This is a genomic window from Methylobacterium sp. J-068, from assembly GCF_022829445.1.
Taxonomy (GTDB): domain Bacteria; phylum Pseudomonadota; class Alphaproteobacteria; order Rhizobiales; family Beijerinckiaceae; genus Methylobacterium.
On sequence record NZ_JAKSXY010000046.1, the window covers coordinates 68,286 to 91,386 of the forward strand.

The 23,101-nt window shown below is 69.1% G+C and carries 20 protein-coding genes; 7 read left to right on the forward strand and 13 right to left on the reverse strand.

Annotated elements, in window-relative coordinates:
• The first annotated feature begins 242 nt into the window (after nucleotides 1–242).
• On the forward strand, nucleotides 243–2,048 hold the full coding sequence (locus MKK54_RS04190) for a glycoside hydrolase family 15 protein (RefSeq protein ID WP_244009343.1): 1,806 nt from the start codon (nucleotides 243–245) through the stop codon (nucleotides 2,046–2,048).
• Between the two features lie 69 nt (nucleotides 2,049–2,117).
• On the opposite strand, the gene MKK54_RS04195 is transcribed toward MKK54_RS04190, so the two are convergent.
• From MKK54_RS04195 to MKK54_RS04210, 4 genes are read right to left on the reverse strand one after another with little or no spacing between them, the layout of a single operon-like run.
• A complete protein-coding gene (locus tag MKK54_RS04195; RefSeq protein WP_244009345.1) occupies nucleotides 2,118–3,632 on the reverse strand; it encodes a sodium:solute symporter in 1,515 nt (504 codons plus the stop codon).
• Nucleotides 3,629–3,865 carry a hypothetical protein gene (locus MKK54_RS04200; RefSeq protein WP_244009346.1) on the reverse strand — a complete coding sequence of 79 codons (237 nt, stop codon included), beginning with the start codon at nucleotides 3,863–3,865 and terminating at the stop codon, nucleotides 3,629–3,631. Before MKK54_RS04200 ends, MKK54_RS04195 begins: the two co-directional genes overlap by 4 nt.
• Before the next feature lie 24 nt (nucleotides 3,866–3,889).
• Nucleotides 3,890–4,336 (reverse strand): SRPBCC domain-containing protein, encoded by a 447-nt coding sequence (locus MKK54_RS04205; RefSeq protein WP_244009348.1) that lies wholly within the window; start codon nucleotides 4,334–4,336, stop codon nucleotides 3,890–3,892.
• On the reverse strand, nucleotides 4,323–4,679 hold the full coding sequence (locus MKK54_RS04210) for an ArsR/SmtB family transcription factor (RefSeq protein WP_244009350.1): 357 nt from the start codon (nucleotides 4,677–4,679) through the stop codon (nucleotides 4,323–4,325). The genes MKK54_RS04205 and MKK54_RS04210 overlap by 14 nt, the downstream gene beginning before the upstream one ends.
• A gap of 245 nt (nucleotides 4,680–4,924) precedes the next feature.
• Between MKK54_RS04210 and MKK54_RS04215 the strand changes: the two genes are divergently transcribed.
• From MKK54_RS04215 to MKK54_RS04230, 4 genes are all read left to right on the forward strand, one after another.
• Entirely contained in the window at nucleotides 4,925–5,110 is a 186-nt protein-coding gene (locus tag MKK54_RS04215) for a hypothetical protein (protein WP_244009352.1), read from the forward strand.
• Nucleotides 5,111–5,195: 85 nt separating this feature from the next.
• Nucleotides 5,196–6,074 (forward strand): SDR family oxidoreductase, encoded by an 879-nt coding sequence (locus MKK54_RS04220; protein ID WP_244009354.1) that lies wholly within the window; start codon nucleotides 5,196–5,198, stop codon nucleotides 6,072–6,074.
• Between the two features lie 25 nt (nucleotides 6,075–6,099).
• On the forward strand, nucleotides 6,100–6,483 hold the full coding sequence (locus tag MKK54_RS04225) for a BrnT family toxin (protein WP_244009356.1): 384 nt from the start codon (nucleotides 6,100–6,102) through the stop codon (nucleotides 6,481–6,483).
• A complete protein-coding gene (locus MKK54_RS04230) occupies nucleotides 6,452–6,730 on the forward strand; it encodes a helix-turn-helix domain-containing protein (RefSeq protein ID WP_244009357.1) in 279 nt (92 codons plus the stop codon). The genes MKK54_RS04225 and MKK54_RS04230 overlap by 32 nt, the downstream gene beginning before the upstream one ends.
• A 22-nt stretch (nucleotides 6,731–6,752) precedes the next feature.
• On the opposite strand, the gene MKK54_RS04235 is transcribed toward MKK54_RS04230, so the two are convergent.
• Nucleotides 6,753–8,303 carry a GMC family oxidoreductase gene (locus MKK54_RS04235; RefSeq protein ID WP_244009358.1) on the reverse strand — a complete coding sequence of 517 codons (1,551 nt, stop codon included), beginning with the start codon at nucleotides 8,301–8,303 and terminating at the stop codon, nucleotides 6,753–6,755.
• Entirely contained in the window at nucleotides 8,300–9,718 is a 1,419-nt protein-coding gene (locus tag MKK54_RS04240) for an alpha/beta hydrolase (RefSeq protein ID WP_244009359.1), read from the reverse strand. Before MKK54_RS04240 ends, MKK54_RS04235 begins: the two co-directional genes overlap by 4 nt.
• An 812-nt stretch (nucleotides 9,719–10,530) precedes the next feature.
• On the opposite strand from MKK54_RS04240, the gene MKK54_RS04245 reads away from it, so the two are divergent.
• Nucleotides 10,531–14,196 carry a PAS domain S-box protein gene (locus tag MKK54_RS04245; RefSeq protein ID WP_244009360.1) on the forward strand — a complete coding sequence of 1,222 codons (3,666 nt, stop codon included), beginning with the start codon at nucleotides 10,531–10,533 and terminating at the stop codon, nucleotides 14,194–14,196.
• Nucleotides 14,197–14,433: 237 nt separating this feature from the next.
• Entirely contained in the window at nucleotides 14,434–15,531 is a 1,098-nt protein-coding gene (locus tag MKK54_RS04250; protein ID WP_244009362.1) for a branched-chain amino acid aminotransferase, read from the forward strand.
• Between the two features lie 19 nt (nucleotides 15,532–15,550).
• Here MKK54_RS04250 and MKK54_RS04255 read toward each other — a convergent pair whose 3' ends face one another.
• The 7 genes from MKK54_RS04255 to MKK54_RS04285 form a co-directional block, all read right to left on the reverse strand.
• Complete coding sequence (locus tag MKK54_RS04255; protein WP_244009364.1) at nucleotides 15,551–16,111, reverse strand: aconitase family protein; 561 nt, start codon at nucleotides 16,109–16,111, stop codon at nucleotides 15,551–15,553.
• Nucleotides 16,112–16,549: 438 nt separating this feature from the next.
• Nucleotides 16,550–16,951 carry a hypothetical protein gene (locus MKK54_RS04260; protein ID WP_244009365.1) on the reverse strand — a complete coding sequence of 134 codons (402 nt, stop codon included), beginning with the start codon at nucleotides 16,949–16,951 and terminating at the stop codon, nucleotides 16,550–16,552.
• Between the two features lie 374 nt (nucleotides 16,952–17,325).
• Complete coding sequence (locus MKK54_RS04265) at nucleotides 17,326–18,528, reverse strand: alginate lyase family protein (protein ID WP_244009366.1); 1,203 nt, start codon at nucleotides 18,526–18,528, stop codon at nucleotides 17,326–17,328.
• Nucleotides 18,529–19,295: 767 nt separating this feature from the next.
• Nucleotides 19,296–19,772 carry a bleomycin resistance protein gene (locus tag MKK54_RS04270; RefSeq protein WP_244009367.1) on the reverse strand — a complete coding sequence of 159 codons (477 nt, stop codon included), beginning with the start codon at nucleotides 19,770–19,772 and terminating at the stop codon, nucleotides 19,296–19,298.
• A 130-nt stretch (nucleotides 19,773–19,902) separates the two neighbouring features.
• Nucleotides 19,903–21,027, reverse strand: coding sequence for a hypothetical protein (locus MKK54_RS04275; RefSeq protein WP_244009368.1), 1,125 nt, complete (start codon nucleotides 21,025–21,027; stop codon nucleotides 19,903–19,905).
• A gap of 182 nt (nucleotides 21,028–21,209) precedes the next feature.
• Entirely contained in the window at nucleotides 21,210–21,677 is a 468-nt protein-coding gene (locus MKK54_RS04280; protein WP_244009369.1) for an MEKHLA domain-containing protein, read from the reverse strand.
• A 37-nt stretch (nucleotides 21,678–21,714) separates the two neighbouring features.
• Complete coding sequence (locus MKK54_RS04285; RefSeq protein WP_244009370.1) at nucleotides 21,715–22,995, reverse strand: lytic murein transglycosylase; 1,281 nt, start codon at nucleotides 22,993–22,995, stop codon at nucleotides 21,715–21,717.
• Between the last annotated feature and the right edge of the window lie 106 nt (nucleotides 22,996–23,101).

Genomic DNA, 23,101 nt, shown 5'->3' on the forward strand with positions numbered 1-23,101 from the left:
CATTCGTTATTGAATGTTCATTCACTTGTCAATGAGCGTTCATTCTCCTTCCGTTCCCAGGGTGCGATGGAGCACGGGCGCGGGGGAGCGGGCTCTCGGGTCTTCACCGCCCGAGCGGCGCCGGCCGTGGCCGCCGTGTCAAAGGGAAGCAAGCCACGCCCGGAACGGACCCCCCTCGCGAGGGTTCGAGCACCATCCCGTTCGCGTCGTCGACACGCTTCTCCGAGAAGGTCGCCTCCCCCGTGCTGAAACCCTTCCCCCGCCAGGGCGGCCCCGTCGTCCGACAGGACGGCTACCTGCCGATCGAGGCCTACGCCGCCCTCGGCGAGGGGCGCTCGGTGGCGCTCTCGGGCGCGGACGGCTCCATCGACTGGTGGTGCTGCCCCAACCTCGATTCACCGCCCCTGTTCGACCGGCTGCTCAGCGCGGAGGAGGGCGGCTATTTCGCGATCACGCCGGACGCGCCCTTCACGGCCGAGATCGGGTATCGCGCCGGCAGCAACGTCCACGAGACCGTCTTCACCACGGCGACGGGCCGCGCCCGCCTCACCGAGAGCCTGAACAGCGGCCCGGCCGGACGCCTGCCCTGGGCGGAGCTGGCCCGCCGCATCGACGGGCTCGAGGGCCGCGTGCGCTTCCGGGTCGCGATGGTCTTCGGCACCCGGGGCGATACGGCGGCGCCCTACCTCTCGTCCAACGGCAACGGCACCGCCTTCCACGTCGCCGACATGATGGGCCTGTTCCGGACCAGCGACGGCGTCCGGATCGTGGCGGAGGACGACCACGCCATCACGGGCTTCGTCGAGGTGGCGGCCGGCCAGCGCGAGGTGGTGGCCATCGTGGCGGCCGAGAACGCGCCCCTGGTGGTGGCGCCGATCGCCGAGATCGACGCGCGCATCGACGTCTCGTGCGGGGAATGGCGCGACTGGACCGAGCGGCTCGCCTATCGCGGCCGCTACCCGGAACAGGTGACGCGTAGCGCGCTCGCGCTGAAGCTGCTGCTCTACTCGCCCACGGGCGCCATCGCGGCGGCGGCGACGAGCTCCCTGCCCGAGGGCATCGGCGGCTCCAAGAACTATGATTACCGCTACGCCTGGATCCGGGATGCCGGCTACGTCATCAAGGCCTTCCTGCGCCTGGGCGCGCAGGCGGAGGCGAACGCGGCCCTGTCCTGGCTGATGCGCCGGATCGACGCGCACGGGGCGCAGGTGCTCTACACGCTGAACGGCGGGCGCGTGCCGGGCGAGCACGAGATCGACCTGCCGGGCTACCGCGACTCGCGGCCCGTGCGCACGGGCAACGCCGCCACGGGCCAGCACCAGCACGGCATCTACGGCGACATCTTCGAGACCGCCGAGCGCTTCGTGGCGGAGGGCAACATGCTCGACCTGCGCACGGGGGCGCTCCTCGCCGAACTCGCCGACCGATGCGCCGAATCCTGGAAGCTCAAGGATTCGGGCATCTGGGAACTGCCCGACGCGGAGCACTATACCGGCTCCAAGATCAGTTGCTGGCAGGCGCTCGCGCGCGCCGTGGAACTCGCCGATGGCGGCCACCTGCCGGGGGCCTGCCGGGACCGCTGGGCCCGCGTCCGCGACCGGGTCGCGGCGTGGATCGAGGAGCATTGCTGGTCGGAAGCCCAGCAATCCTACGTCATGCATCCGGGCACGGAGAAGCTCGACGCCGCGCTGACGCTGGCCGCGCGCTTCCGCTTCGGCAACCCCGAGCGCCTCGCCGCCACCTGCCGGGCCATCGACCGGTCGCTGGGGCGCGGCCCCTACCATTACCGGTACACGGGCGCCGAGGCCGAAGAGGGCTGCTTCCTCGCCTGCACCTTCTGGCTCGCGGAGGCCCAGGCCCTGCTCGGCCAGGAAGCCGAGGCGGCCCGCACCTTCGAGGCCGTGGTGGCGGCCCTCGACCGCAATTCCGGCACCTACGCGGAGATGGCCGACCCCGAGACCGGCGCCTATCTCGGCAACCTGCCCCAGGGCCTGACCCACCTCGCCCTGATCCAGGCCGCCGCGACGTTGTCGGGGTTGGATCTGTAGGGGGGAAATGGCGGGACGGGACCGGGAGAGGGCGGCGCCGACCCGCAGCGATCGGGACGGCAGACGGTCTCAGGCAGCGATGGGGTGGCTCCGCGGGTTCGCGTTCGCCAACCCTGCGGTCCTGGATTCGACGATCGCGAACAGATCCTCGATGCGCCGCCGCTCCTCGGCCGCGTGCGGCAACAGATAGGCGCAGGCGACATAGACGATGAGATTGATCGCCAGGCCGAAGCATCCGGAGGTCAGCCCATAGCCGAACGGCAGCTGGCCTCCGAAAGCGAGTTCGAGGCCGACGGCCGTCACGAAGCCCACGACCATGCCGGCCATCGCGCCATGTCGGTTTCCGCGCTTCCAGAAGATGCCGAGGAACTGGGGGATCGCGAGTTGGATGATGCCCTGGTAGGCGAGGACCGCGAGCGAGAACAGCGCCGGGAGGGTCAGGGTCGCCAACCACGAGGCCAGGAGCGTCAGCAGCAGCATGCCGACCTTGGCGACGACGATCATGCGTTTCTGGTCGAGCGCGACGTAGTTGCCGACGAGATCGTTGGCCAACTGCGCGCCGTAAGCCTGAATGTTGCCGTCGGTGTGCCCCATCGAGGCGGCCAGGAGAACGACGCCCGCGAGGCCGAGGAGGAGGAGGCCGCCCGCCTGCTCGGAGACGATGAACCAGACGTCGTCGGGCTTGGCCGCCGCCTCGGGAACCTTCGAGGCGAGCATGCCGAAGATCAGCAGCGCCACGCCGAACAGGAACGTCAGCGGCACGGCGAGGGCTGCCGACTTCTTGAGGCTGTGGACCCCGTCGGCCGTGAACAGCCGAACGAAGATGTAGGGCCAGCACCAGCCCCCGAGGGCGCCGGTGAACATCAGCGCGAACAGGTAGAGCGGCCCTTCCTTCGAACCGAAACTCGGGATCGCGAACATCCCGGGATCGAGCGTGGCGAGCGTGCTGCCTTTGACGACCACGAGCCAGACGATCAGCCCGACGAGCATCAGGCCACCGCCGATATAGGCCACGATGCCTTGCAGGTAGTCGGAGATCACCACGCCGCGCATGCCCATGCGCACGGTCCAGAGCTGACGGATCGCGATGACGAGGACGCCCACGATGACGGACGTGGAGAAGGACAGGGCGCCCAGCGACATCGCCTGGAAGAGGTTGCCCAGGGCCTGCATGCCGAGCACGAGCCAGGGCAGGCCCGACACGATGCCGATGAGCGCCGCGACCGTCCGGATGTGGCGTGAGCCGTAGCGCAGCGCGAACAGGTCGCCCTGCGTGCGCAGGTCGTAGGCCTTGCCCCAGATCCAGACCGGACGGGCGAGCACGAAGAGCAGCACGACGGTCAGGAGCGAGTAGGACAGGACGTAGAACGACATCACCCCGGCCGTGACCGAGAGCGCGCCGAAGGCGGTGAACATCGAGCCCGGATACCAGGTGTTGAGGAACGACATCGCCTGATAGCGGGCCCCGAACGAGCGCCCGCCCACCGCGTAGTCGCTGAATGATCGGTCCACGGTACGATTGCGCTGGAGCATCCACACGACGGCAGCGAAGAAGAGGGCCAGCAGGCCGAAGGTGACGATCACGCCGCATCTCCCGTCACCGCATCGTCCAGCAGGAAGGCCACGATCAGGCTTGCGGTGATGCAGAGGCTGACGGCCACGAAGTAGAAGAGCGCCGCCGGAATGCCGGCGATCGGATTCATGCGGCCGTCGGCGACCCAGTAGAGGGGTGGTGCCAGCGCGACGACCGCGTCGAGCAGAAACCACAGCTTGACGAACCCACGCCGGAACGGCGCAGGCGATCGACGGTTCGGCATGGCGTTTCCTCGGTTGTCTGCGTGTCAGTGAAGCACGGGGTCGAGCTTGTCGAAGCAGCTCGGCCAATCCTGCGCGTAGGCCGCGCGAATGTCGGCCCGCGTGATCCGCCTGTGGGTCAGGCGCATCTCGGTCGAGCCTCCGGGGAGCGGCGTGAGATCGATCTGGAGGAGCGTTTCCTCGCCGCGGAGCAGGTCGAGGGGGCCGTCATAGACCCATGTCTGGAGAATGTGCCGTCCCGGCTCCAAAGCCCGATAGCGGCCCGTGATGCGATGCTGCGTCCCGTCCGGGCCGCGCGTCCGCAACGAGAAGCGCCCGCCGATCCGGAGATCCGTCTCGGCATGCTCGACGATGTTCGCCCCCGGAGCGAGCCACCGCTGCAGCACCACCGGATCGGTCCAGGCACGATAGACCGCGGCGCAGGGTGCGCGGAACACGCGAACGACGCTGACGACGGGTTCAGTCTCGCTCATCGGCAGCCCTGTTCTCAGGTAGCGCGCTCAGAAGGTCGTCGAGGACATCCAGGCGGTCGTTCCAGAAATCCGTGTAGGTGCGGAGCCAAGTCTGCGCCTGCGCAAGCGGGCGCGGATCCAGCGAGCAGCGATGCACGCGACCCCGCACCGCGCGCTGAACCAATCCGGCGCCTTCGAGCACTTTCAGGTGCTTGGAGGCGGCCGCCAGGGACATCGCAAAGGGCTGTGCGAGTTCCGTCACGGTCCTCTCGCCGGAGGCGAGCCGACGAACCATGGCCCGACGGGTCGGATCCGCCAGGGCGTGGAACACCTGATCGAGGGCTTGATCCTGATATTCAACCATTTGGTTGATATAATCAGGTCTTCACCAGGGACGCAAGCGATCCGATCGCCAGCGGGCTTTGCCGAGGACGTCGTCGAAGAGACTGATTCTCCGCTCGACCGTGAGCGGACAGGCCGGCATTCATCCACCTTCGACGTGGCCACGTTGTCTTCGTCCGGTCCTCGAAGGCACCGACCGGGAGCTTTGGTCGCAGACCCGACTCCCCTCCTGCCGCGTTGCCAGCCACCACAGCAGGAGGCGCCAGCATGGCCAAGGGCACGGACGTGAAGACCTACACCCTCAAGCAGGCGCTCGCCGCCAAGGTCGCGGATCACGTGGAGATCGCGATCGAGGCCGAGGACGGCACGACCTTCAAGATCCGGGCGACCGCCGACCAACTCGACGCCCTGACGGGCGACCTCGAAGGCATCCTCGAGGCCGACGACGCCTGAGCGGCACCCCGGGGGTCCGGCCCGCCCGGACCCCCGACCTCTCGGGTCCATCCCCCGGCCCCAAGCCAGAACGAAAGCGCCGCCGATGACGACCGATCCCCGTACCGCCGGTCCCCGGCCGCCCTTTCCCGGCGACCAGCAGCAGGAGCCACCGGGGCTGACCGCGCGGATGCGCCCCGCGCCCGACCACGGCGAGACCAGCTATGTCGGCAAGGGGTTGCTGACCGGCCGCGTTGCCCTGGTGACCGGCGGCGATTCCGGCATCGGCCGCGCGGTGGCGATCGCCTATGCCCGCGAGGGCGCGGACGTGGCGATCTCCTACCTCCCCGTCGAGCAGCCGGATGCCGAGGACACCGCCGAATGGGTGCGCAGGGCCGGCCGGCGCGCCCTGCTGCTGCCGGGCGATCTGCGCGACGCCGCGCATTGCCGGGACCTGGTCGCGCGCACGGTCGCCGAACTCGGCGGCCTCGACATCCTGGTCAACAACGCCGCCGCGCAGGTGGTGAACGAGGACCTCGACGACGTCACGCCCGAGGATCTCGAAGGCTCGTTCCGCGCCAACGTCTTCGCGATGCTCTATCTCGCGCAGGCCGCCGTGCCGCACATGAAGCCGGGCTCGGCCATCGTGAACTCCACGAGCCAGCAGGCCAAGGTCGCGGACAAGACCATGCTGGTCTACGCCTCCACCAAGGGCGCCATCGCGAGCCTGACCATCGGGTTGTCGAATCTGCTGGCGCCCAAGGGCATCCGGGTGAACTGCGTCGCGCCCGGCCCGGTCTGGACCCCGATCCAGCCCATCGTGAAGAGCCCGGAGCAGATCGCGGCGCTCGGCGCCGACACCCCGCTCGGCCGCGCCGGCCAACCGGCGGAACTCGCCCCCGCCTACGTGCTGCTGGCCTCGGCAGAGGGCAGTTACATGACCGGCGCGCTGGTGCCGGTCACGGGCGGGACGCCGATGTATTGAGGACGCGCGGTATCCGACCGCCGCGATGGCCTCAGCCGTCGATGACGCTGGCGAGGGCCGATTTGGATCAGAACCCTGCCGCACAGGGAAAGCGCTTTACAGCCCGTACGGAAATTCCGTATCTTCCAGGGCGATGAACGCGCCGCGGTACGATCCCCTGAAGGACGCGGCCAACCGCGAGAAGCATCGGGTCTCGCTCACCCTCGGCGACCGGCTCTTCGAGGACGACGGCCACGTGATCGTTCCGTCCATCCGCGAGATCGACGGAGAGGAACGCTTCAAGGTGATCGGAGCGGTCGGCGGGAAGCTGTTCACGGGGGTCTTCGTGTGGCGGGGCGATCAGCCTCGCTTCATGTCGGTGAGAAGGAGCAACACGGGTGAAGAACGAGCCTATCGCGCTGCCTGCTGACCCGGACGACGCGCAGGATTTCGACGCATCGGCCGAAGCTCTGGACCGAGGCCATCGCGCCCGCCTGATCCGCATGACACGAACCGGGCTTGGCCTGTCGCAGGCCGAGTTCGCCAGCCGATTCCGGGTCCCGGTCGGCACCCTGCGCGACTGGGAGCAGGCGCGGGTCACCGCACCGGATTTCGCCATCGCCTATGTGCGGGTGATCGGCCGCTATCCGGACATGGTGGCGAAGGCGGTGGCCTGAGCCTTCGGGGACGGCGAAGCGCCTACCGCCCCACCTTCAGGAACGCCTCCGCGCTGCGCAGGCTCAGCGCCATGATGGTCAGCGCCGGGTTGGCGGCGAGCGAACTCGGGAAGGTCGAGCCGTCGCAGATCCAGAGGTTGGGGACCTCGAAGCTGCGGCCGTAGGGGTCGACCACCGCCGTGTCGCCAGTCCGGCCCATGCGGCAGGTGCCGATGGTGTGGGCCACGCGCTCCAGGGTCCAGAGGTCCGTGGCCCCGGCGGCCTCCCAGAGGCGGTTGAGGAAGCGGGTGGCGTGGGCGTTGAGGCGCTCCTCGTTGCGGCCGTAGCCGAAGCTGATCGCGGCCTTGCGCATACCGAGCGCGTCGACCTCGTCGGACAGCGTCAGCACGTTGGCGTCGCAGGGCAGGGTCTCGCCGTTGATGCCAATGCCCGCCATGTGGTTGTAGCGCGCGAGCTGGTCGGCGAGCGCCTGGCCCCAGAGCTTGCGGCCCCGCGCCAGGGCGTTGGCGAAGGTCAGCGGCACCACCCCGAGGCTCTGCACGAGGTAGCCGCCCGCGAAATCCGCGTCCGCCGGCCGGATCATGTCCTCGGTGATCAGCGAGGAGGGGTAGCCCTTGTTCATCCGCATCTCGGGCGCGAAGGTGCCCCAGACCTGGGTGGCGACGTGGCCCATGTAGTTGCGCCCGACCTGCCCGCTGCCGTTGCAGAGGTCGAGGTGCAGCAGCAGGCGGGCGGATTCCACCGCGCCGGCGCAGAGGAAGACGTTGCGGCAGGGCTGGCGATGGTCGACGCCGCCCCGGCGGTAGATCACCGCCGTGACGCGGCCGTCCCGCGCCCGCTCGATGCCGTGGACGCGGGAATCCGGCCGGATCTCGGCGCCGTGGTGCAGGCCGAGCGGCAGGTAGGTCACGTCCATGCTGGTCTTGGCGCCGTTGCGGCAGCCCTGGTGGCAGTAGCCGCAGGCGATGCAGGCCGCGCGGGCCGGGCCATGCGCTTGCGCGAAGTCGCGCGAGACCACCGCCGCCGGCGCGTCGGCGCAGCGCACGCCGAGCGCCGCGCAGGCCCGCGCCATGGCCTCGGCCGGGGCGTTGCGGGCCACCGGCCCGAGAGGGTAGGCGCGGCCCGGATCCCAGGGGTAGGCCGCCGGCCCGGAGACGCCGATGAAGGCTTCGACCCGCTCGTAGAACGGCAGAAGCTCGGCGTGGTCGAGAGGCCAGTCGACACCCTGGCCGGTCTCGGTGTGGAGGCGCAGGTCGCGGGCATCGGCGCGCGGCGTGAAGGCACCCCAGTGCAGGGTCGAGCCGCCGACGCCCGTGCCGCTGTTGTTGCCCCCGAAGGCCTCCGGGGTGGAGCCGCCGCTGAGGCGCTCCTCCGTCCAGTAGATCTCGTCCGCGAGGGTCTCGTCGAAGGCGAAGTGCTTCGGGTCGAAGTTCGGCCCGGCCTCCAGGGCGACGCAGGAGAGGCCGGCCTCGGCCAGCCGCGCCAGCAGGGGCGCGCCGCCGGCCCCCGTGCCGATCACCACCGCGTCGACGGTCTCGGAGGTCGCGTGGCGCCGCATCGCATCGAGGTTCATCGGGCAGTCTCCAGGCCAGTCTCCGGGGCGGCGCTCGGCTCCCAATCCTCGCGCTCGCCGATGCCGACGGCGTGGAAGCCGGGCAGGGGGAAGGTGTCGCCCCCGGCCCCGATGCCGCCGAAGTTCATGCGCGCCAGCGCCACAGGATGGGCGAGGTAGGTGCGGGCGACGTCGGCGCGCAGGTCCTCGAACCAGAGGACCATCTGCTCGGCATCGAGGGCGCCCGCGACCTCGCCGGCCTCCAGGCTCCGGAGCAGGGCGTCCTGCGCCGCGCCGTCGAGGGTCACGAAGGGCTTCGCGTGGGACGCGCGCGCGGCGGCATCCAGGGTCCGGAGGGCGAGGCGATAGGCCTCCGCGTCCGGCGGCAGCCGGACGAAGCGCCAGCCGTCGCCGGCCCCGCTCGCCAGGCGGGCATCGATGCGGGCGGCGAGGTCGATGTGACCGGCGCCCTCCTGCGGCAGCACGCGGGCGCAGGCGGCGCGCAGGATCGCGAGGCCGACCGGATCGAGGGCCCGGGGCCGGTAGGCCGGATCGTCCGGTTCCGCCCGCGCCAGCAGGGCCGCGCGCAGGCGCGCATTCACCCGCTCCGACCGGATCAGCGCCGCGTAGGCCACCGGAATGACGGGCGCGGGCGCAATATCGTGCGCGGGTTCGGCGAGCAGCGTCAGCACGGCCTCGGCCACCGCCGCCGGATGCTCGATGGGAATGAGGTGGCCGACGCCCTCCAGGGTCGCCAGCCGGCCATGCGCGAGGTGCGGCAGGGTGAGGGCGGCCTGGGCCGGCGCGCCGAGATCGGCATCCTCCGAGCCCGCGAGGACGATCGCGGGCGTGCGCAGGATTCCGACGCGCGCGCTCCAATCCTCGCGGCTGCCCCGCGCGAGCCAGGCGGTCCAAGCCTCCGGGCGACAGCGCAGCACGTCCGCCACCGCCCCGGCCTTCAGGGCAGGCTCCAGGGGCGCCCCGACATTCGCGTCGACGAAGGCCTCAGCCTCCCGCGCACGGGTCGCCGCATCCGCGCCGATCCAGGCGATCATCGCCGCGCGCCTGTCGTCGGCCATCGGCTCGGGGGAGGGTGGGGAGCCCGCCAGGATCACGAGGCCGGCGAGCCCTTCGAGGCCCGGCGCGCCGTCCTCGGCCTCGCGGGCCAGCGCGAGGGCGACCTTGGCGCCCATGCTGTTGCCTGCCAGCAGCCAGCGCCGGGGCGCGGCCGCGCGGATGCGCGCCGCCACGTCCGCCGCCATCGCGGCGACGTCCTGGCCGGCTGCAGCCGCCGCGCCGCCGAAGCCCGGCAGGTCCAGGCCGACGCAGGTCACGCGGCCGGCGAGGCGTTCGGCGACGCCCTCGAAGGCCCGCGCGCTCCCGCCGAGATAGTGCAGGCCGAAGAGAACCGGCCGGTCGGGCGTGTCGTCAATCATTGCTGGGAAGTCGCGCGCGGCACGAACGCTTCAAGCCGGCCGCGACGCGGCGTTCGGCAGCAGCCCGGCATCCGGAACGATCCGGCGCATGGGTGAACGCCGGACGGCGAAAGCGTGGGGCCGAGCGGGTCCTGCCGGCGGCGTCCATCCCGGAGAGGGATCGCCTCGGATCCGGGCGGGCCGGTCGATCGGACAGCGGCCCGGAAAGAGCGCGCGCGCCGCGACACGCGAGAATTTCGGCGCCAACTCCGTAATCAAGAACATCCGCAGAACGAAATCAGCCACTGAGCGGCCGATTTCGATGACGATCCGCACACCGTTTCGTGGTCGATCACCGATTTCGGCTGGTGACGAGCCGATCCGAAATCCATTCATCCCTTCGGATATACTCGTGACGCTTCCGCATAAATCACGAAGCAAAACCAAAAATACTTTTTGAATCTAGAGCAATACAAGCCCTCGCTTTGTCCGCAAGTGACCCTCTCACTGTAACACAATCACGTGAGAGGCAAGTCCGAACCCAGTCGAGCCGCTTGGTTTTAAAGTTCTTTAACCCAAGCTCTCGATCCTCGGGCACGAGCGTTCGACAGTTCACCCCCCCGACACTGACCGATCCTCAGACGCCAGACGTGCCACGCAGAGCCCGAACGAGGCCGGATATCGTCCGATCCTCGGAGACGCCACGACTTCCACGCGACGACTTCCACCCCACGACTTGCACGCCGAAACTTGCACGCCGCGTCTCCTCCCCCTGCGCCAGGGGTATCTCGCATCGAACAGCATCCGAGATCGCCGAAAGTCACGATCCCGTCATGAGCTCCCTTCATCGCCTGCTCTTCTGCAGCCGCCACGCGCCCGCGAACATCGGCGGCACCAGCGCCGCCGATGTCGCGGCGGTGATAGACAGTTGCCGTCGGCACAACGGGCCGGCCGGCATCACGGGCGTGCTCGCCCTGCACGGCACGGACTTCGCGCAGGTCCTCGAAGGTCCGGAAGCGGCGGTGGAGGAGACGTTCGCCCGCATCGCACGAGATAGCCGGCATAACCAGATCGTGGTGCTCGCGCGCGGTCCCGTCGCCGAGCGCCGGTTTCCCGCCTCGCCGATGGCGTTCCTCGGACAGACGTCGCAAGGGCGCGACCTCCTCGACATCGTCCTGACGCGCAAGGCCGCCCGTTTCGCGACCATCGGCGCGGAAGTCCTCCTCCAGACCTTCCAGGCCGTCGCAGACACGGAGAGTGCCGTCGCAGACACGGAGAGCGCCGTCGCAGACACGGAGATGGCCGTCGCAGGGACCGAGAGTGCCGTCGCGCCACCGGCCGTCGCACTGCCGGGCAACGCTCTCGAATGGGACGCCGTGGACGACATCTTCCTGATGATCGCATTCACGGCGGACGGCACCATCCTGCGCGAGAACGGCAACGTCCGGCGCGTATTCGGCTACGACGCCGGCGAATTGCCCGGCCGCGCCTACGACAGCCTCGTCGACCCGGCGGATCTCGGCCGGCTCGACGGCCTGTGGGCCAAGCTGCGGCGCGGCGAGACGGTCCGGGCCGACCGGCGCGGCATCCGCAAGGACGGGACCGAGATCTGGCTGCGCAGCACCTATCGCCCCCGCCGCGACGCAGGCGGGGTCCTGCGCGACGTCGTCGAGATCGCCACCGACTTCACCCAGCAACAGCTCCGCCAATCCGACGATCGCGGGCAGATCCTGGCGATCAACAAGGCCCAGGCGATCTGCCATTTCGGCCTCGACGGCACCATCCTGGACGCCAACCCGCTGTTCCTCGCGGCGATGGGGTACGCGCACGCGGACCTCGTCGGGCACCACCACCGCCTGTTCGTCGAGCCCGCCACCGCCGCGAGTGCCGAGTACGCCGCGTTCTGGGCCGATCTCGCGGCCGGCCGCCACAGGTCGGGCGAGTACCGGCGCCTCGGCAGGAACGGCACCCCGGTCTGGCTGCAGGCGACGTACAACCCGATCCTGGACATGGGCGGACGCCCCTTCAAGATCGTGAAATACGCCACCGTCGTGACCCAAGCGAAGCTGCGGCAGGCGGATTACGCGTGGCAGATCGCGGCCATCCACAAGTCGCACGCCGTGATCACCTTCGACATGAACGGCATCGTCCTCGACGCCAACGACAATTTCCTCGAGGCCGTGGGCTACGCCCTCGACGAGATCGTCGGGCATCACCACCGCAAGTTCGTCGAGCCGGCCCAGGCGCACAGCGCGGATTACGCCGCGTTCTGGCGGGATTTGTCGCGCGGGCGCCACCAGTCGGGCCAGTTCCGCCGGCGCGACAAGGCGGGCCGCGCGATCTGGCTCCAGGCCACCTACAACCCGATCTTCGACATGGACGGGAAGCCGATCAAGGTGGTGAAATACGCCACCGTGGTGACCGACGAGAAGCTGCGCCAGGCCGATCACCAGGGCCAGATCGCGGCCATCCACAAGGCGCAGGCGGTGATTTCGTTCGACCTGAACGGCATCGTCCTGGATGCCAACGACAATTTCCTCGCCAGCCTGGGCTATCGGCTCTCCGAGGTGGTCGGCCGCCACCACAGCCTGTTCGTCGATCCGGACTACGCCGCGAGCCCGGACTACGCGGCCTTCTGGGCCGAACTCGCGGCGGGCCGGCACCAGGCGGGCGAGTATCGCCGCTACGGCCGCGACGGGCGCGACGTCTGGCTCCAGGCCAATTACAACCCGATCTTCGACATGGAGGGCCGGCCCTTCCGGGTGGTGAAATACGCCACCGACGTCACCCTGGAGAAGGCGCGCCAGGCCGAGATCGACGGGCAGATCACCGCCATCGGCCTGTCGCAGGGCGTGATGACGCTCGGGCTCGACGGCACGATCATCGACGTCAACCCGCACTTCCTGGCCGCGATCGGCTACGCCCGCGCGGAGATCGTCGGCCGCCATCACAGCCTGCTCGTCGAGCCCGGCCACGCCGAGTCCCGCGACTACGCCCAGTTCTGGGAGACCCTGCGGGTGGGCAACTTCCTGGCCGGGCGCTACCGGCGCCGGGGCAAGGACGGGCGCGAACTCTGGATCCAGGCCACCTACAGCCCGATCCTCGATCTCGAGGGCCGGCCGGCCAAGATCGTCAAGCTCGTGACGGACGTGACCTCCGACGTCGCCCTGGAGGCGGCCTACGAGGAGGCCAGGCAGATGGCCCAGCACGACGCGGCGACCGCTTTGCCGAACCGGGTGCGGCTGGCCGCCTTCATGGCCGAGGCCCTGAGCGCGCCCGGCGCGTCCCTCACCGTGCTCTACCTCGACCTCGACGGCTTCAAGCCGATCAACGACACCCACGGCCACCATGTCGGCGACCGCGTGCTGGGCGAGCTCGCCGAGCGGATGCGCCGGGCGCTGGCGCCCGGCCAGCTCGCCGCGCGGGTAGGCGGCGACGAGTTCGTCGTCGTCGCCCCCGAGCTTCCCGAGGACGCGATCGAGCCGTTCTGCCGGCGCCTCCTCGGCCTCGCGGCGGAGCCGTTCCGGCACGAGGCCGGCGAGGTCTGGGTCAGCCTGTCGATCGGCGTCGCGCAGGCGCCGGCCGACGGGACGACGCCCGAGACGCTGCTGCGCTGCGCGGACGCGGCTCTCTACCGCTCGAAGCAGGCGGGCGGCGGCCAGATCAGCTTCCACGCCGCCACCCGGCACGACCGGCTCAGCGTCTACCGCACCCTGGTGGACGCGTTGCGGCGCGGGCTCGCCCAGGGCGAGCTGTTCCTGGACTTCCAGCCCCGGTTCGACACCCGCACCCGCACGATCCAGAGCGTCGAGGCCCTGGCCCGCTGGACCCATCCCGAGCGCGGACGGATCAGCCCGGCGGACTTCATCCCCGTGGCCGAGCGCAGCGGCCTCATCATCCCCCTGGGCGCCTGGGTCCTGCGTTCCGCCTGCTTGGCCGCGAAGGCGTGGCCGGGGCTCGGCCTCTCGGTCAACGTCTCGCCCGTGCAGTTCACCCGCGACGACCTCGTGGAGACCGTGGCGGCGATCCTGGCCGAGACGGGGATGGACCCGAGGCGGCTCGAACTGGAGATCACCGAGGGCGCCCTGCAGCAGGATTCGGCGCGCGCGCGCGATGCCCTCCAGCGCCTGAAGAGCCTCGGCGTGCAACTGGCGATGGACGATTTCGGGACCGGCTACTCCTCCCTCAGCGCCCTGCGCAGCTTCCCCTTCGACGTCATCAAGATCGATCGCCAGTTCATCGCCGACATGGAGGACCGGCCCGGGGGCCGCGACGTGGTCCGGACCATCCTGAGCCTCGGCAAGGCCCTCGACATGTCCGTGACGGCCGAGGGCGTCGAGACCATCGAGCAGCTCACGATGCTGGTGGAGGACGGCTGCCCCCAGGTGCAGGGCTACCTGCTCGGGCGGCCGATGCCGGCCGCCGAGATCGCCGCCCTGGTCGAACGCGAGCGGGCGGCGGCGGAGCCGAGCCCGCCGGGCCGGCGCGACGCGGCCTGAGCGGCGGCGAGGCCCCAGCCGTCGACGGTCTGCCGGCCGTCGACGGTTCGCCAGTCCTCGAACGTTTGCATGAGGTTAGGGTGCGAAACGTTTGATCGCGCGCGGACAACGGCGTATCAGGACGCCAGCACGCGTCCCGTCGTCCGGTCCGCCGCGCGGTCCGCCCGTCCCCGGCGCCGCGGCGGGCGCCCCGAGCGTCCCTTGATTGATCCGGCGGGACGCAGGTAAGGACTGACGATGAGCGCTGCCGACGATCTCCCCTTCTCCCTCCGGTCCCACCCCGCCCCGGTCTCGCCCGAGCGCCGGGCCGAACTGCTGGTCGATCCCGGCTTCGGGCGGGTGTTCACCGACCACATGGTGACGATCCGCTACGTCGAGGGACGCGGCTGGCACGACGCCCGCGTGGAGGCGCGCGCGCCGATCCCGCTCGATCCGGCGGCCGCCGTGCTGCACTACGCCCAGGAGATCTTCGAGGGTCTGAAGGCCTATCGCACGCGCGACGGCGGCGCGGCCCTGTTCCGGCCGGAGGCCAACGCCCTGCGCTTCCGGCGCTCGGCCGAGCGGCTGGCGATGCCGCCGCTGCCCGACGCGGTCTTCGTCGAGTCGGTCAGGCAGCTCGTCAGCGCCGACCGCGACTGGATCCCGTCGAGCGAGGGCGGCAGCCTGTACCTGCGCCCCTTCATGATCGCCAGCGAGGTCTTCCTCGGGGTCAAGCCGTCCTCGGAATACCTCTACCTCGTCATCGCCTCGGCGGTGGGCGCCTACTTCAAGGGCGGCTCCGAGACCGTGACGGTCTGGATCTCTCAGGACCAGACCCGGGCGGCGCCCGGCGGCACGGGCGCGGCCAAGTGCGGCGGCAACTACGCCGCCAGCCTGCGCGCCCAGGCGGCCGCCGTGGAGCACGGCTGCGCCCAGGTGGTGTTCCTCGACGCGGTCGAGCGCCGCTGGGTCGAGGAACTCGGGGGCATGAACATCTTCTTCGTCTTCGACGACGGCTCGATGGTGACCCCGCCGCTCAGCGACACCATCCTGTCGGGCATCACCCGCGACTCGATCCTGACCCTGGCGCGGGCGGACGGCATCGCGGTGGCCGAGCGGCCCTATTCCATCGACGACTGGCGGGCGGACGCCGCCAGCGGACGCCTACGCGAGGTCTTCGCCTGCGGCACCGCCGCGGTGATCACCCCGGTCGGCACGGTGCGCAGCCCCGAGGGCGAGTTCTCGGTCTCGGACAACGTCGCCGGCCCGGTGACGAAGCGCCTGCGCGCGGCCCTCGTCGACATCCAGCGCGGCGACGCCCCCGACCCCCACGGCTGGGTCACGCGGGTCTACTGAGCCGCCCGGACGACGCGGCTCAGGCGAGCCAGGGCCGGGCCGCGCGGTGCCGGGCCATGTTGCCGATCGTCATGCGGCCCTCCACGAAGCGCGCCGTCACGGCGCAGCCGGCGAACTCTGCCGCGTAGTCCGTGGCCCCGTCGGCGCCGATCCGGCGGATCAGCGTCATGACGATGTCCTTGGCGGTGACGCCCGGCGACAGGGCGCCCGAGACCGTGAGAAGCCGAGTTTCGGGCACGACCACGTGCTCGATGCCCTGGAGCGGATGCAGCACGTCGAGGCGTTCGATGCCAAAATCCCGGCACTTCGCGTCGAAGTCCCGGACCTGGCTGGCCCCGCCGGGATCGGGCATGGCGGCGACGCGGTTCGCCGCCGTGGGGTTGACGTGGTCCACCACCGCCAGGGCGGCCGCCAGACCCGGCGCCCCGCAGGCCGCTGAAGGCCTGCGGGCTGGTGTATTCGTTGAGCCCGTGCGGTCGACGTAGAGGAAGATGCTGGCGCCGGGACCGCCGGTCGCGTCGTCGAGGCGGCGCACCGGGTGAGCGTCCACCAGCTTGTCGTGGAGGGTGCGGGCCGGCAAGGGATCACCTCGGGCTGTCTCGGGGCACAGGAGACTCGGACTGAGAACGCGACGCCGATGCCGATGTGGCATCGGATGCTGCCGACGCCCATCGGCAGCCCCCCCGGCGGCGACCGAGGAGCCAAACCGAATCCGCTTGACGATGTGAATGGCTGCGTCGGGTGGAAAGCTACCGTTGAGGGTCTAGAGCTACGGTCGTCCGAATGGGAGGTGCTCGACATGGCACGCGAGTCCAAGTCCAACGATCGGAAGGCGGCTGACGTACAGCTTTTCGTCCAACGCTACAGGCGCAAGGCGCGGACCGGTGGACTCGACCGGAACGACCGGAACTACGATCGTCGCGTTGAGGATGCGGTTAGGCGAATGAAGCCTGAGCAGTTCGATGCACTACTCCGAAACGGTGAGGACGAGTAGCCGCAAAAGGTTAGGCGCGGACTCCTAAGGAACCATTCGGACGTCCACAAAGGTCTCACGCACCCGCGCCAAGACATCCCCGTCGTCCGTTTCGACTTCGCACCACGAACTATCGATGGCCCGGACGATCACCCACGGCGCATCCTGGCCATTCTCATAGGCTATGAACTCACCCCAGATGACTTGCGTGACCTGATCGGCAAACTCGCTCAGCAGAGAGCCCGCGATGCGCTCCTGCGCCTGCGAGAGAACTTCGAGGTGGGCCTCCGCCTCACCGGTTACAAAGAGGGGTTCATCGTAGCGAGCGACCCCAGCTATTTGCCAGGAAGCGCGGATCGCCCGTTCGCCGAGCATCGTGAGCACGGCGCGGGGATCAACCACGCAGCGTTCAGTCGGCAGGATGTCGTGTATCTGTAGGATCGGCATATGGATGCTCGCAGGTGGAGAAGTCATTTTGACAACGAGCCGAAGGACCGTAATGGATCGGTATCCGCACGTCCGCTCTACGACAGGGCTGGGTGGTTTTGCGACAGTCCGCATCTGAGCAGAAAACCGCCGAAACGGACGCTCCGGCCGCCATGAGTGGCGCTGGCTTACCATGCGCAACCGCGCTGACTGATCGCCATAGAAGCCCGCTCTGAAAATTCAAAAACATTCAGAGCAGGCTCAGTGTCTCTGACAAAACTCCCGCTGCACCATGGTGCTCAGAGCGAGAACCGAGGACGGGCGGGAGTATTGTGAGGCACTCTAAATCGTATAACGCTCGTCACCTAGAAGCGCCGTGGTTCCGCACGGAAGGTCTATGGCATCGTGAAGGTCAAGGTGCCGTAACCGAGCTCATCGAACCCGCCGCTGTTGGGGCCATAGTCGCCACCCCCACCATCCGGGCCGGCCTGAGCCGCAGCTTGAACAAGCTCCGGAGCAGCGAGATGCTTGAGTTGCACATAGTGTGCGACGAGTAGTGACCAGATCGGGCGGGCCTCACCTCTGCCCTTGTCCGAGATGACCGGCTGCGTGACATCGCTGTTGGTGTAGGGCGTGTAGGGGACATCCCCGCCCAGGTTGTATCGAGCCACATACCGGACGGCAGCAAGCAACCTGTTGTCGTAGGCCCCGAACAAATCGTCGCGCTGCTGCCACGCGATCTGGCAGATGGTTCCCGCCAAGCCGATCCCGAGAAGCGCGTGACCTTGATCACGCCCGCTCTCCTGCCACTGCGCAAGGCCGCCCGGATAGGTCTTCCAGGCCGCGTGCAGGATCGCGCCGTTGCCTGAACCATGCAGGTAGTAGTCGCGTCCACGCTCGTAGAGATCGCGGCGGTCCGCGAAGACACCGATCGCCACCAAGGACGCCACGTTGGCCAGATCCCAGTTGGCCCAGTAGTGGTCGATCGCCGCGCCGTTATGGTGCGCGAGGAAATCGACGTTCATTGACGCGAAGACCGTGAGCAGCAGGCGCGCGAATTCTTGCCGGTCGCGGGGCTGCCAGCCAGGAAAGTCGCGCAGCGTCTCGGCTGCGACGGCGAGTTGGTAGCCGTAAAGACCAGAGGCGAGATACTTATCCGAAGTCCCGGTGATGGTCTTGAGCGTACCGGCCCAGGCGTTGAGGATCGCGGTCGCTCTCGCGGCGCGCTGCGTGTCGCCCGTCAGTCTCCAGTCCAGCGCAAGCGCGTAAGCGGCGGCGGCATCGTTGAACAGGGTCGCGTAATTCTCAGCTGGGTGACCGGGAGCGGTCCCCCGCACCAGCACCTCCACGGGCCGTGGCTGGTACCCTGGATTGTCATGGGCGTTGGTCCGCATCCGCGCAAACGAAGCCGCCCATGGCTGCCGGTTCTGCCGAACCGCCTGAGCGATCTCAGCGAACTGTGAGGCCGAGTCGAACGCGCCGGGGTGGCGCATCGCCTGCGCATACGCGGTCCCTGAGCCCGATAGCGTGATCATACCGAGCAGTGCGATGGATGAAACCCATCTGGAAGTGGGTCGGATCACCATTTGGGTCAGCATAAATCTAGTTCCTCGAGCAAAACAGAAGATTCTTTCACACGAAATCTCCAGACTGAGCCGGCAGGAATCTCAGTTTCTGATCGGCTTATTTCACGTAATTTCGACGCGTTCGCTAACAAACCGAGGGATACACCTCTCCACCCCTCAGCCGGATTGGTGCACAGAGTTCGCTTTCTCTCCACGAAGAGTTGCCGCGTGCCACGCGTTGTCGGACGATGGCCGTGTCACCGGCGGTCGATCCAACCCGCTCGCCGATGGGTCACGTATAGGCCCGTCATGGGACAAGGCAGGTCTTGGTCGTCACGATTTTGCGCCAACCCCAGGGGTTGATGCCCACGCTTCGAGAGACGCGGCAGTCCGGGCCATAACCAGCTGGCACGGCCCTGCGGTAAATCGGATACCGGCGGCCGTAGTGCACAAGCTCGGAAGTCCGCCCTATTTGGCTTCATGACATCTCTGACATGAACGTACACGTGATGAATGCTGATGGGCGGGCCATACGCCGAGCGAGTCACAGTAGCGTCCAACGAATGACCGCTTCTGGGACGTGGCCAGGGCACTCCGGACGACCGAGTTGGGTCCAAGCTGCGTGGAAACTCAAGCCCGTGCCAAAATTGTGAAACAATCTCCTACGCTGCGGCCATCTAAGCATTCCAGGTGGCAGTGGTGAGGCCCTCAGCGTCCCTACGTCAGCCTTGACCCAGGGTGGGCAAGGGAAATTCTTCTACAGCTTCTGTGTTTTCACGCACCTCGGTGGGTTCCAGACGTTATTTCAGTTGCCGCTGCCCCAAATTCTCAGCAAGGCGCACGAGATACCCGTCAGGGTCTTGGACCAAAAATTCACGTTGTCCGCTTTCAACAGGGCCAGTCCGATACCAAACCTCGCTCGGCTCCTCGAACAGCGGCCATCCTGCTGCATCCAGTGCAGCCAAAATAGTAGGCAGTCGATCAACCGTGATTTGGAAATTCACGCCGCGCCCTAATGGACGTTCCAAGTCGCCTGTGTTCCATCTCTCATTCAGTTGGCAGAGCATGATCTGTGCTTCACCGAGGACAAGGTAGGCGAAGCGCGCAGCGGGTCGATCATAGGCGATCTTGAAGCCCAGTAGATCGCACCAAAACTGCAGGCTCACATCGAGATTGTAGACGCTCAACTCCGGCGTCAGGGCCGAGAAGCCACCTTGCGGAGGATTACCGGTGCCGGAGGAGCGGGCGCGTTCGGCAGGGTCGGCAAGCGGTTCCATCCCATCAACTCAGTCACGCCTGTGTGACGTGATCAAGGTCCGAGAAGGGTCGAAAGCCACCCCTCATATCAAATCCGGTCGATCCCTTCGGGATGGCGGATTGGGTCTGATCCCGCACGGGGCCGCTGGATCAGGGCAAAGCGGCGCGCTTGCGCAGGATCAGGTCGCCCCGGAACAGAAACTTCTGGGCGCGCTTGCCGGTGTCGACCTCGGTGGTGAAGACGTTGCCGTGGCTGTCCACCGCGAGGTTGTGGACCCAGTGGAAATCGCCCGCCATGCGCCCGTTGCGGCCGAAGGCGCCCACCACCTCGCCGGTGTCGCGCCGCAGGGTGCGGACCTCGTTGTTGGCGCCGTCCGCGTTGAGCAGGTAGGTCTGCTCCGGGTCCGGCCACAGCGCGAGCTCCCAGACCGAGCCGTTGGCGCGGGTGTTCTTCTCGACGAAGAACTCCTTCACGAAGCTGCCGTCGCGGCGGAACACCTGCACCCGGTCGTTGGTGCGGTCGCAGACGTAGACGAGGCCGTCGCGGGCGATCTGCACGCAGTGGACCGGGTTGCGGAACTGCTGCGCGGGGGCGGCCGCCGGGTCGTAGGCCGGCAGGGTCTCGTCGGTCGGAGGCTTGCCGTAGGCCCCCCACATCCGCTTGAAGGCGCCGGTCTCGGCGTCGAACACGATGACCCGGTGGTTGAAGTAGCCGTCGGCCACGAAGAGTTCGTTGGTCTCGGGGTCGACCTGCATGGCGGCGGGTTTGCCCAGCCGGCTGGTGTCCAGGCTGTTGGTCTGGGGGCCCTGCTTGCCGATCTGCAGCACGAACCGACCGTCGGCCGTGAACTTCAGGATCTGGCCGTCGGTCTCGCCGTTGCCCGCGAGCCAGACGAAGCCCTTGTGGTCGATGTGGATGCCGTGCTCGTTCTGGGGCCAGTCGTAGCCGGGGCCAGGGCCGCCCCAGCTGCGGATCAGGGTCCCCGCCTGGTCGAACACCAGCACGGGGGGCGCGGGGTGGCAGCACTTGGTGCGCGGGGGGACGAGGCTCGCGGCCTTCTCGTCGTCCGTGAGCGTGCGCGGGCGCTGCACCACCCAGACGTTGTCCTGCGCATCGACGGCCACGCCCGAGGCCTGCCCCATGATCCAGTCGTTGGGCAGGGGCTTGGGCCAGGCGGGGTCGACCTGGAAGGTGAGGGGATCGGCGCGCACCGGCCCCGTCCAAAGATGCGCGCACGCGACCGCCAGCACGGCCAGTCCCAGCCGAAGCCCCATGGTGTCCTCCCGATCACGTTCGTTGTTGCGGCGAGTATCCGTGCGTAAAAATCGCGCGTCCAGCGGCCGCGCCGACGGAGGATGTCGATCGGAGCGGTTTTGTCAGACGAAAATCGATCGCTGAATTCGCCGATCGACCTTTCGGCCGACCGGTCACTTCGTCATGAGGCTTCCGGCTTCGCTCAGGCGTCGCGCCAGGCGGCGAAGGTCGCGGCCTGTCCGGCCACGGACCCGTCCGGGCGGCGCAACTGCCAGACCACCCCGTCCTCGATCCAGAAGCGCCGGCCGGACTTCGCGACCCGGACGCCGCGATACCCCGTGGCGAAGCCGTCGCGGCCGACCGCGTCGAGCAGGCGCTGGCGCGCGGCCCGCTCGGGCGCCTCGGCGGAGAGGCGCGACGGCAGGCCGACGATCTCGTCCCAGGCATATTCGAAACAGGCCTGCGCGGTGCGGTTGGCGTAGGTGAAGCGCGGATCGGCCCCGCCATCGTGGGCGAGGAGGGCGAAGGGCGCCGCCTCGTAGAGCCAGGCCGCATCGCGCGTCGCGTTGACGAGCGGGGCGCCGACGACGCGCATGTGGCTGCCCACCACGAGGGCGAAGAAGGCGGGATCGCGGGCGAGGGAGGCGGCCGGGGGCGGGCCGGGGATCATGGTCCGCACACCGTTCGGACGATCGAGGCGCCGGCCCTCACGGCACGGCCCCGATCCGCTCGGCCAGCGCCGCATCGACATAGCCGTCCGGCGTCAGGCCGCGCGCGGCCTGGTAGGCCCGGATCGCCGCCCGCGTCCGGGGGCCCGGCTTGCCGTCGGCGGCGCCGGGCGAGAACCCGAGCTCGGCGAGCCGGCCCTGCAACCCCTTGAGCGCCTCCGCGCTCAGCATGGCGTCGCCGCGCGGCCAGTCCCGCGCGAAGGCCGGCGCGCCGCGCAGGCGGTCCGAGAGATGGGCCACCGTGAGGGCGTAGGACAGCGCCGTGTTGTAGCGCAGGATCATCCGGAAGTTCGGCTGGAGCAGGAAGGCGGGGCCGCGCGCCCCGGCGGGCACGATCAGGGTCGCCCGCACGGTCTCGTCCGTGGACGCATCGCGGCTCTCGACCCCGAGGGCGCGCCACGCGGCGAGGCTGCGCTCCGTGGTCTCGTCGGCCAGCGCATAGTCGAAGCCCTCGGGCAGGCGCGCCTCGCTGCCCCAGCGCTCGCCCGGCCGCCAGCCCATGTCCCGCAGGTAGTTCGCCGTGGAGGCGAGGGCGTCCGGCACCGAGTTCCAGATGTCGCGGCGCCCGTCGCCGTCGAAATCCACCGCGTAGGCCCGGTAGACGGTGGGCATGAACTGGGTGTGGCCCATGGCGCCGGCCCAGGAGCCGGTGAGGGGCTCGGGCGGGGGCGGGTCCTGGGCCATGATCTGCAGGGCCGCGACGAGTTCGCCGCGCCAGTAGGGCGCGCGCGGGCCCTCCGAGCAGGCCAGCGTCGCGAGCGAGCGCAGGACCGGGCGCACGATGCCGGGATCGTCGAGGACGCTGCCATAGGTGGATTCGACGCCCCAGAACGCCACCAGGACATGCCGGTCGACCCCATAGCGCGCCTCGATCGCCGCGAGGGTGGGCGCCCAGTCCCGCAACTTGGCGCGGCCCGCCTCAATGCGCGCCTCGGTGAGGTTGGCGTCGAGATAGGACCAGATCGGCTTGACGAACTCCGCCTGGTTCCGGGTCGCCGCGACGACGTCGGGATCGGGGGCGACGTCCGCCAGGCGCGCCGCGACGGCCTCGGGGACCCCGCGCTCGCGCGCCTCGCGGGCGATGGCGCCGAGGCATTCGGCGCGCCCCGGGTCAGGCGGATTCGAAGCCGCGGGCGCAGTCGGAACGGATGGGGGATTCGAGCCGGCGGTCTCGGCCCGCGCCGCGCTCAGGGCCGGCATCGCGAGGGCGAGGACCAGAATTCGGGCGATCGGGCGCAGGGATCGACGGCGACACCGCATGCAGCTTGGTCCTCATCCTTCGGGCCGTCACCGGCCTCGAGGCCGGAGACAATGCCTCGCGAAGACCGAGCGGTCCGTCAACCGGCCGCGACGCGTCCGCGCCCCG

Coding starts and splice junctions, on each gene's coding strand:
- MKK54_RS04200 (WP_244009346.1), bottom strand. CDS start 3,865: ATGCCGAACCGTCGATCGCCTGCGCCGTTCCGGCGTGGGTTCGTCAAG.
- MKK54_RS04205 (WP_244009348.1), bottom strand. CDS start 4,336: ATGAGCGAGACTGAACCCGTCGTCAGCGTCGTTCGCGTGTTCCGCGCA.
- MKK54_RS04210 (WP_244009350.1), bottom strand. CDS start 4,679: ATGGTTGAATATCAGGATCAAGCCCTCGATCAGGTGTTCCACGCCCTG.
- MKK54_RS04215 (WP_244009352.1), top strand. CDS start 4,925: ATGGCCAAGGGCACGGACGTGAAGACCTACACCCTCAAGCAGGCGCTC.
- MKK54_RS04220 (WP_244009354.1), top strand. CDS start 5,196: ATGACGACCGATCCCCGTACCGCCGGTCCCCGGCCGCCCTTTCCCGGC.
- MKK54_RS04225 (WP_244009356.1), top strand. CDS start 6,100: ATGGCCTCAGCCGTCGATGACGCTGGCGAGGGCCGATTTGGATCAGAA.
- MKK54_RS04235 (WP_244009358.1), bottom strand. CDS start 8,303: ATGAACCTCGATGCGATGCGGCGCCACGCGACCTCCGAGACCGTCGAC.
- MKK54_RS04240 (WP_244009359.1), bottom strand. CDS start 9,718: ATGATTGACGACACGCCCGACCGGCCGGTTCTCTTCGGCCTGCACTAT.
- MKK54_RS04245 (WP_244009360.1), top strand. CDS start 10,531: ATGAGCTCCCTTCATCGCCTGCTCTTCTGCAGCCGCCACGCGCCCGCG.
- MKK54_RS04250 (WP_244009362.1), top strand. CDS start 14,434: ATGAGCGCTGCCGACGATCTCCCCTTCTCCCTCCGGTCCCACCCCGCC.
- MKK54_RS04260 (WP_244009365.1), bottom strand. CDS start 16,951: ATGCCGATCCTACAGATACACGACATCCTGCCGACTGAACGCTGCGTG.
- MKK54_RS04265 (WP_244009366.1), bottom strand. CDS start 18,528: ATGCTGACCCAAATGGTGATCCGACCCACTTCCAGATGGGTTTCATCC.
- MKK54_RS04270 (WP_244009367.1), bottom strand. CDS start 19,772: ATGGAACCGCTTGCCGACCCTGCCGAACGCGCCCGCTCCTCCGGCACC.
- MKK54_RS04275 (WP_244009368.1), bottom strand. CDS start 21,027: ATGGGGCTTCGGCTGGGACTGGCCGTGCTGGCGGTCGCGTGCGCGCAT.
- MKK54_RS04280 (WP_244009369.1), bottom strand. CDS start 21,677: ATGATCCCCGGCCCGCCCCCGGCCGCCTCCCTCGCCCGCGATCCCGCC.
- MKK54_RS04285 (WP_244009370.1), bottom strand. CDS start 22,995: ATGCGGTGTCGCCGTCGATCCCTGCGCCCGATCGCCCGAATTCTGGTC.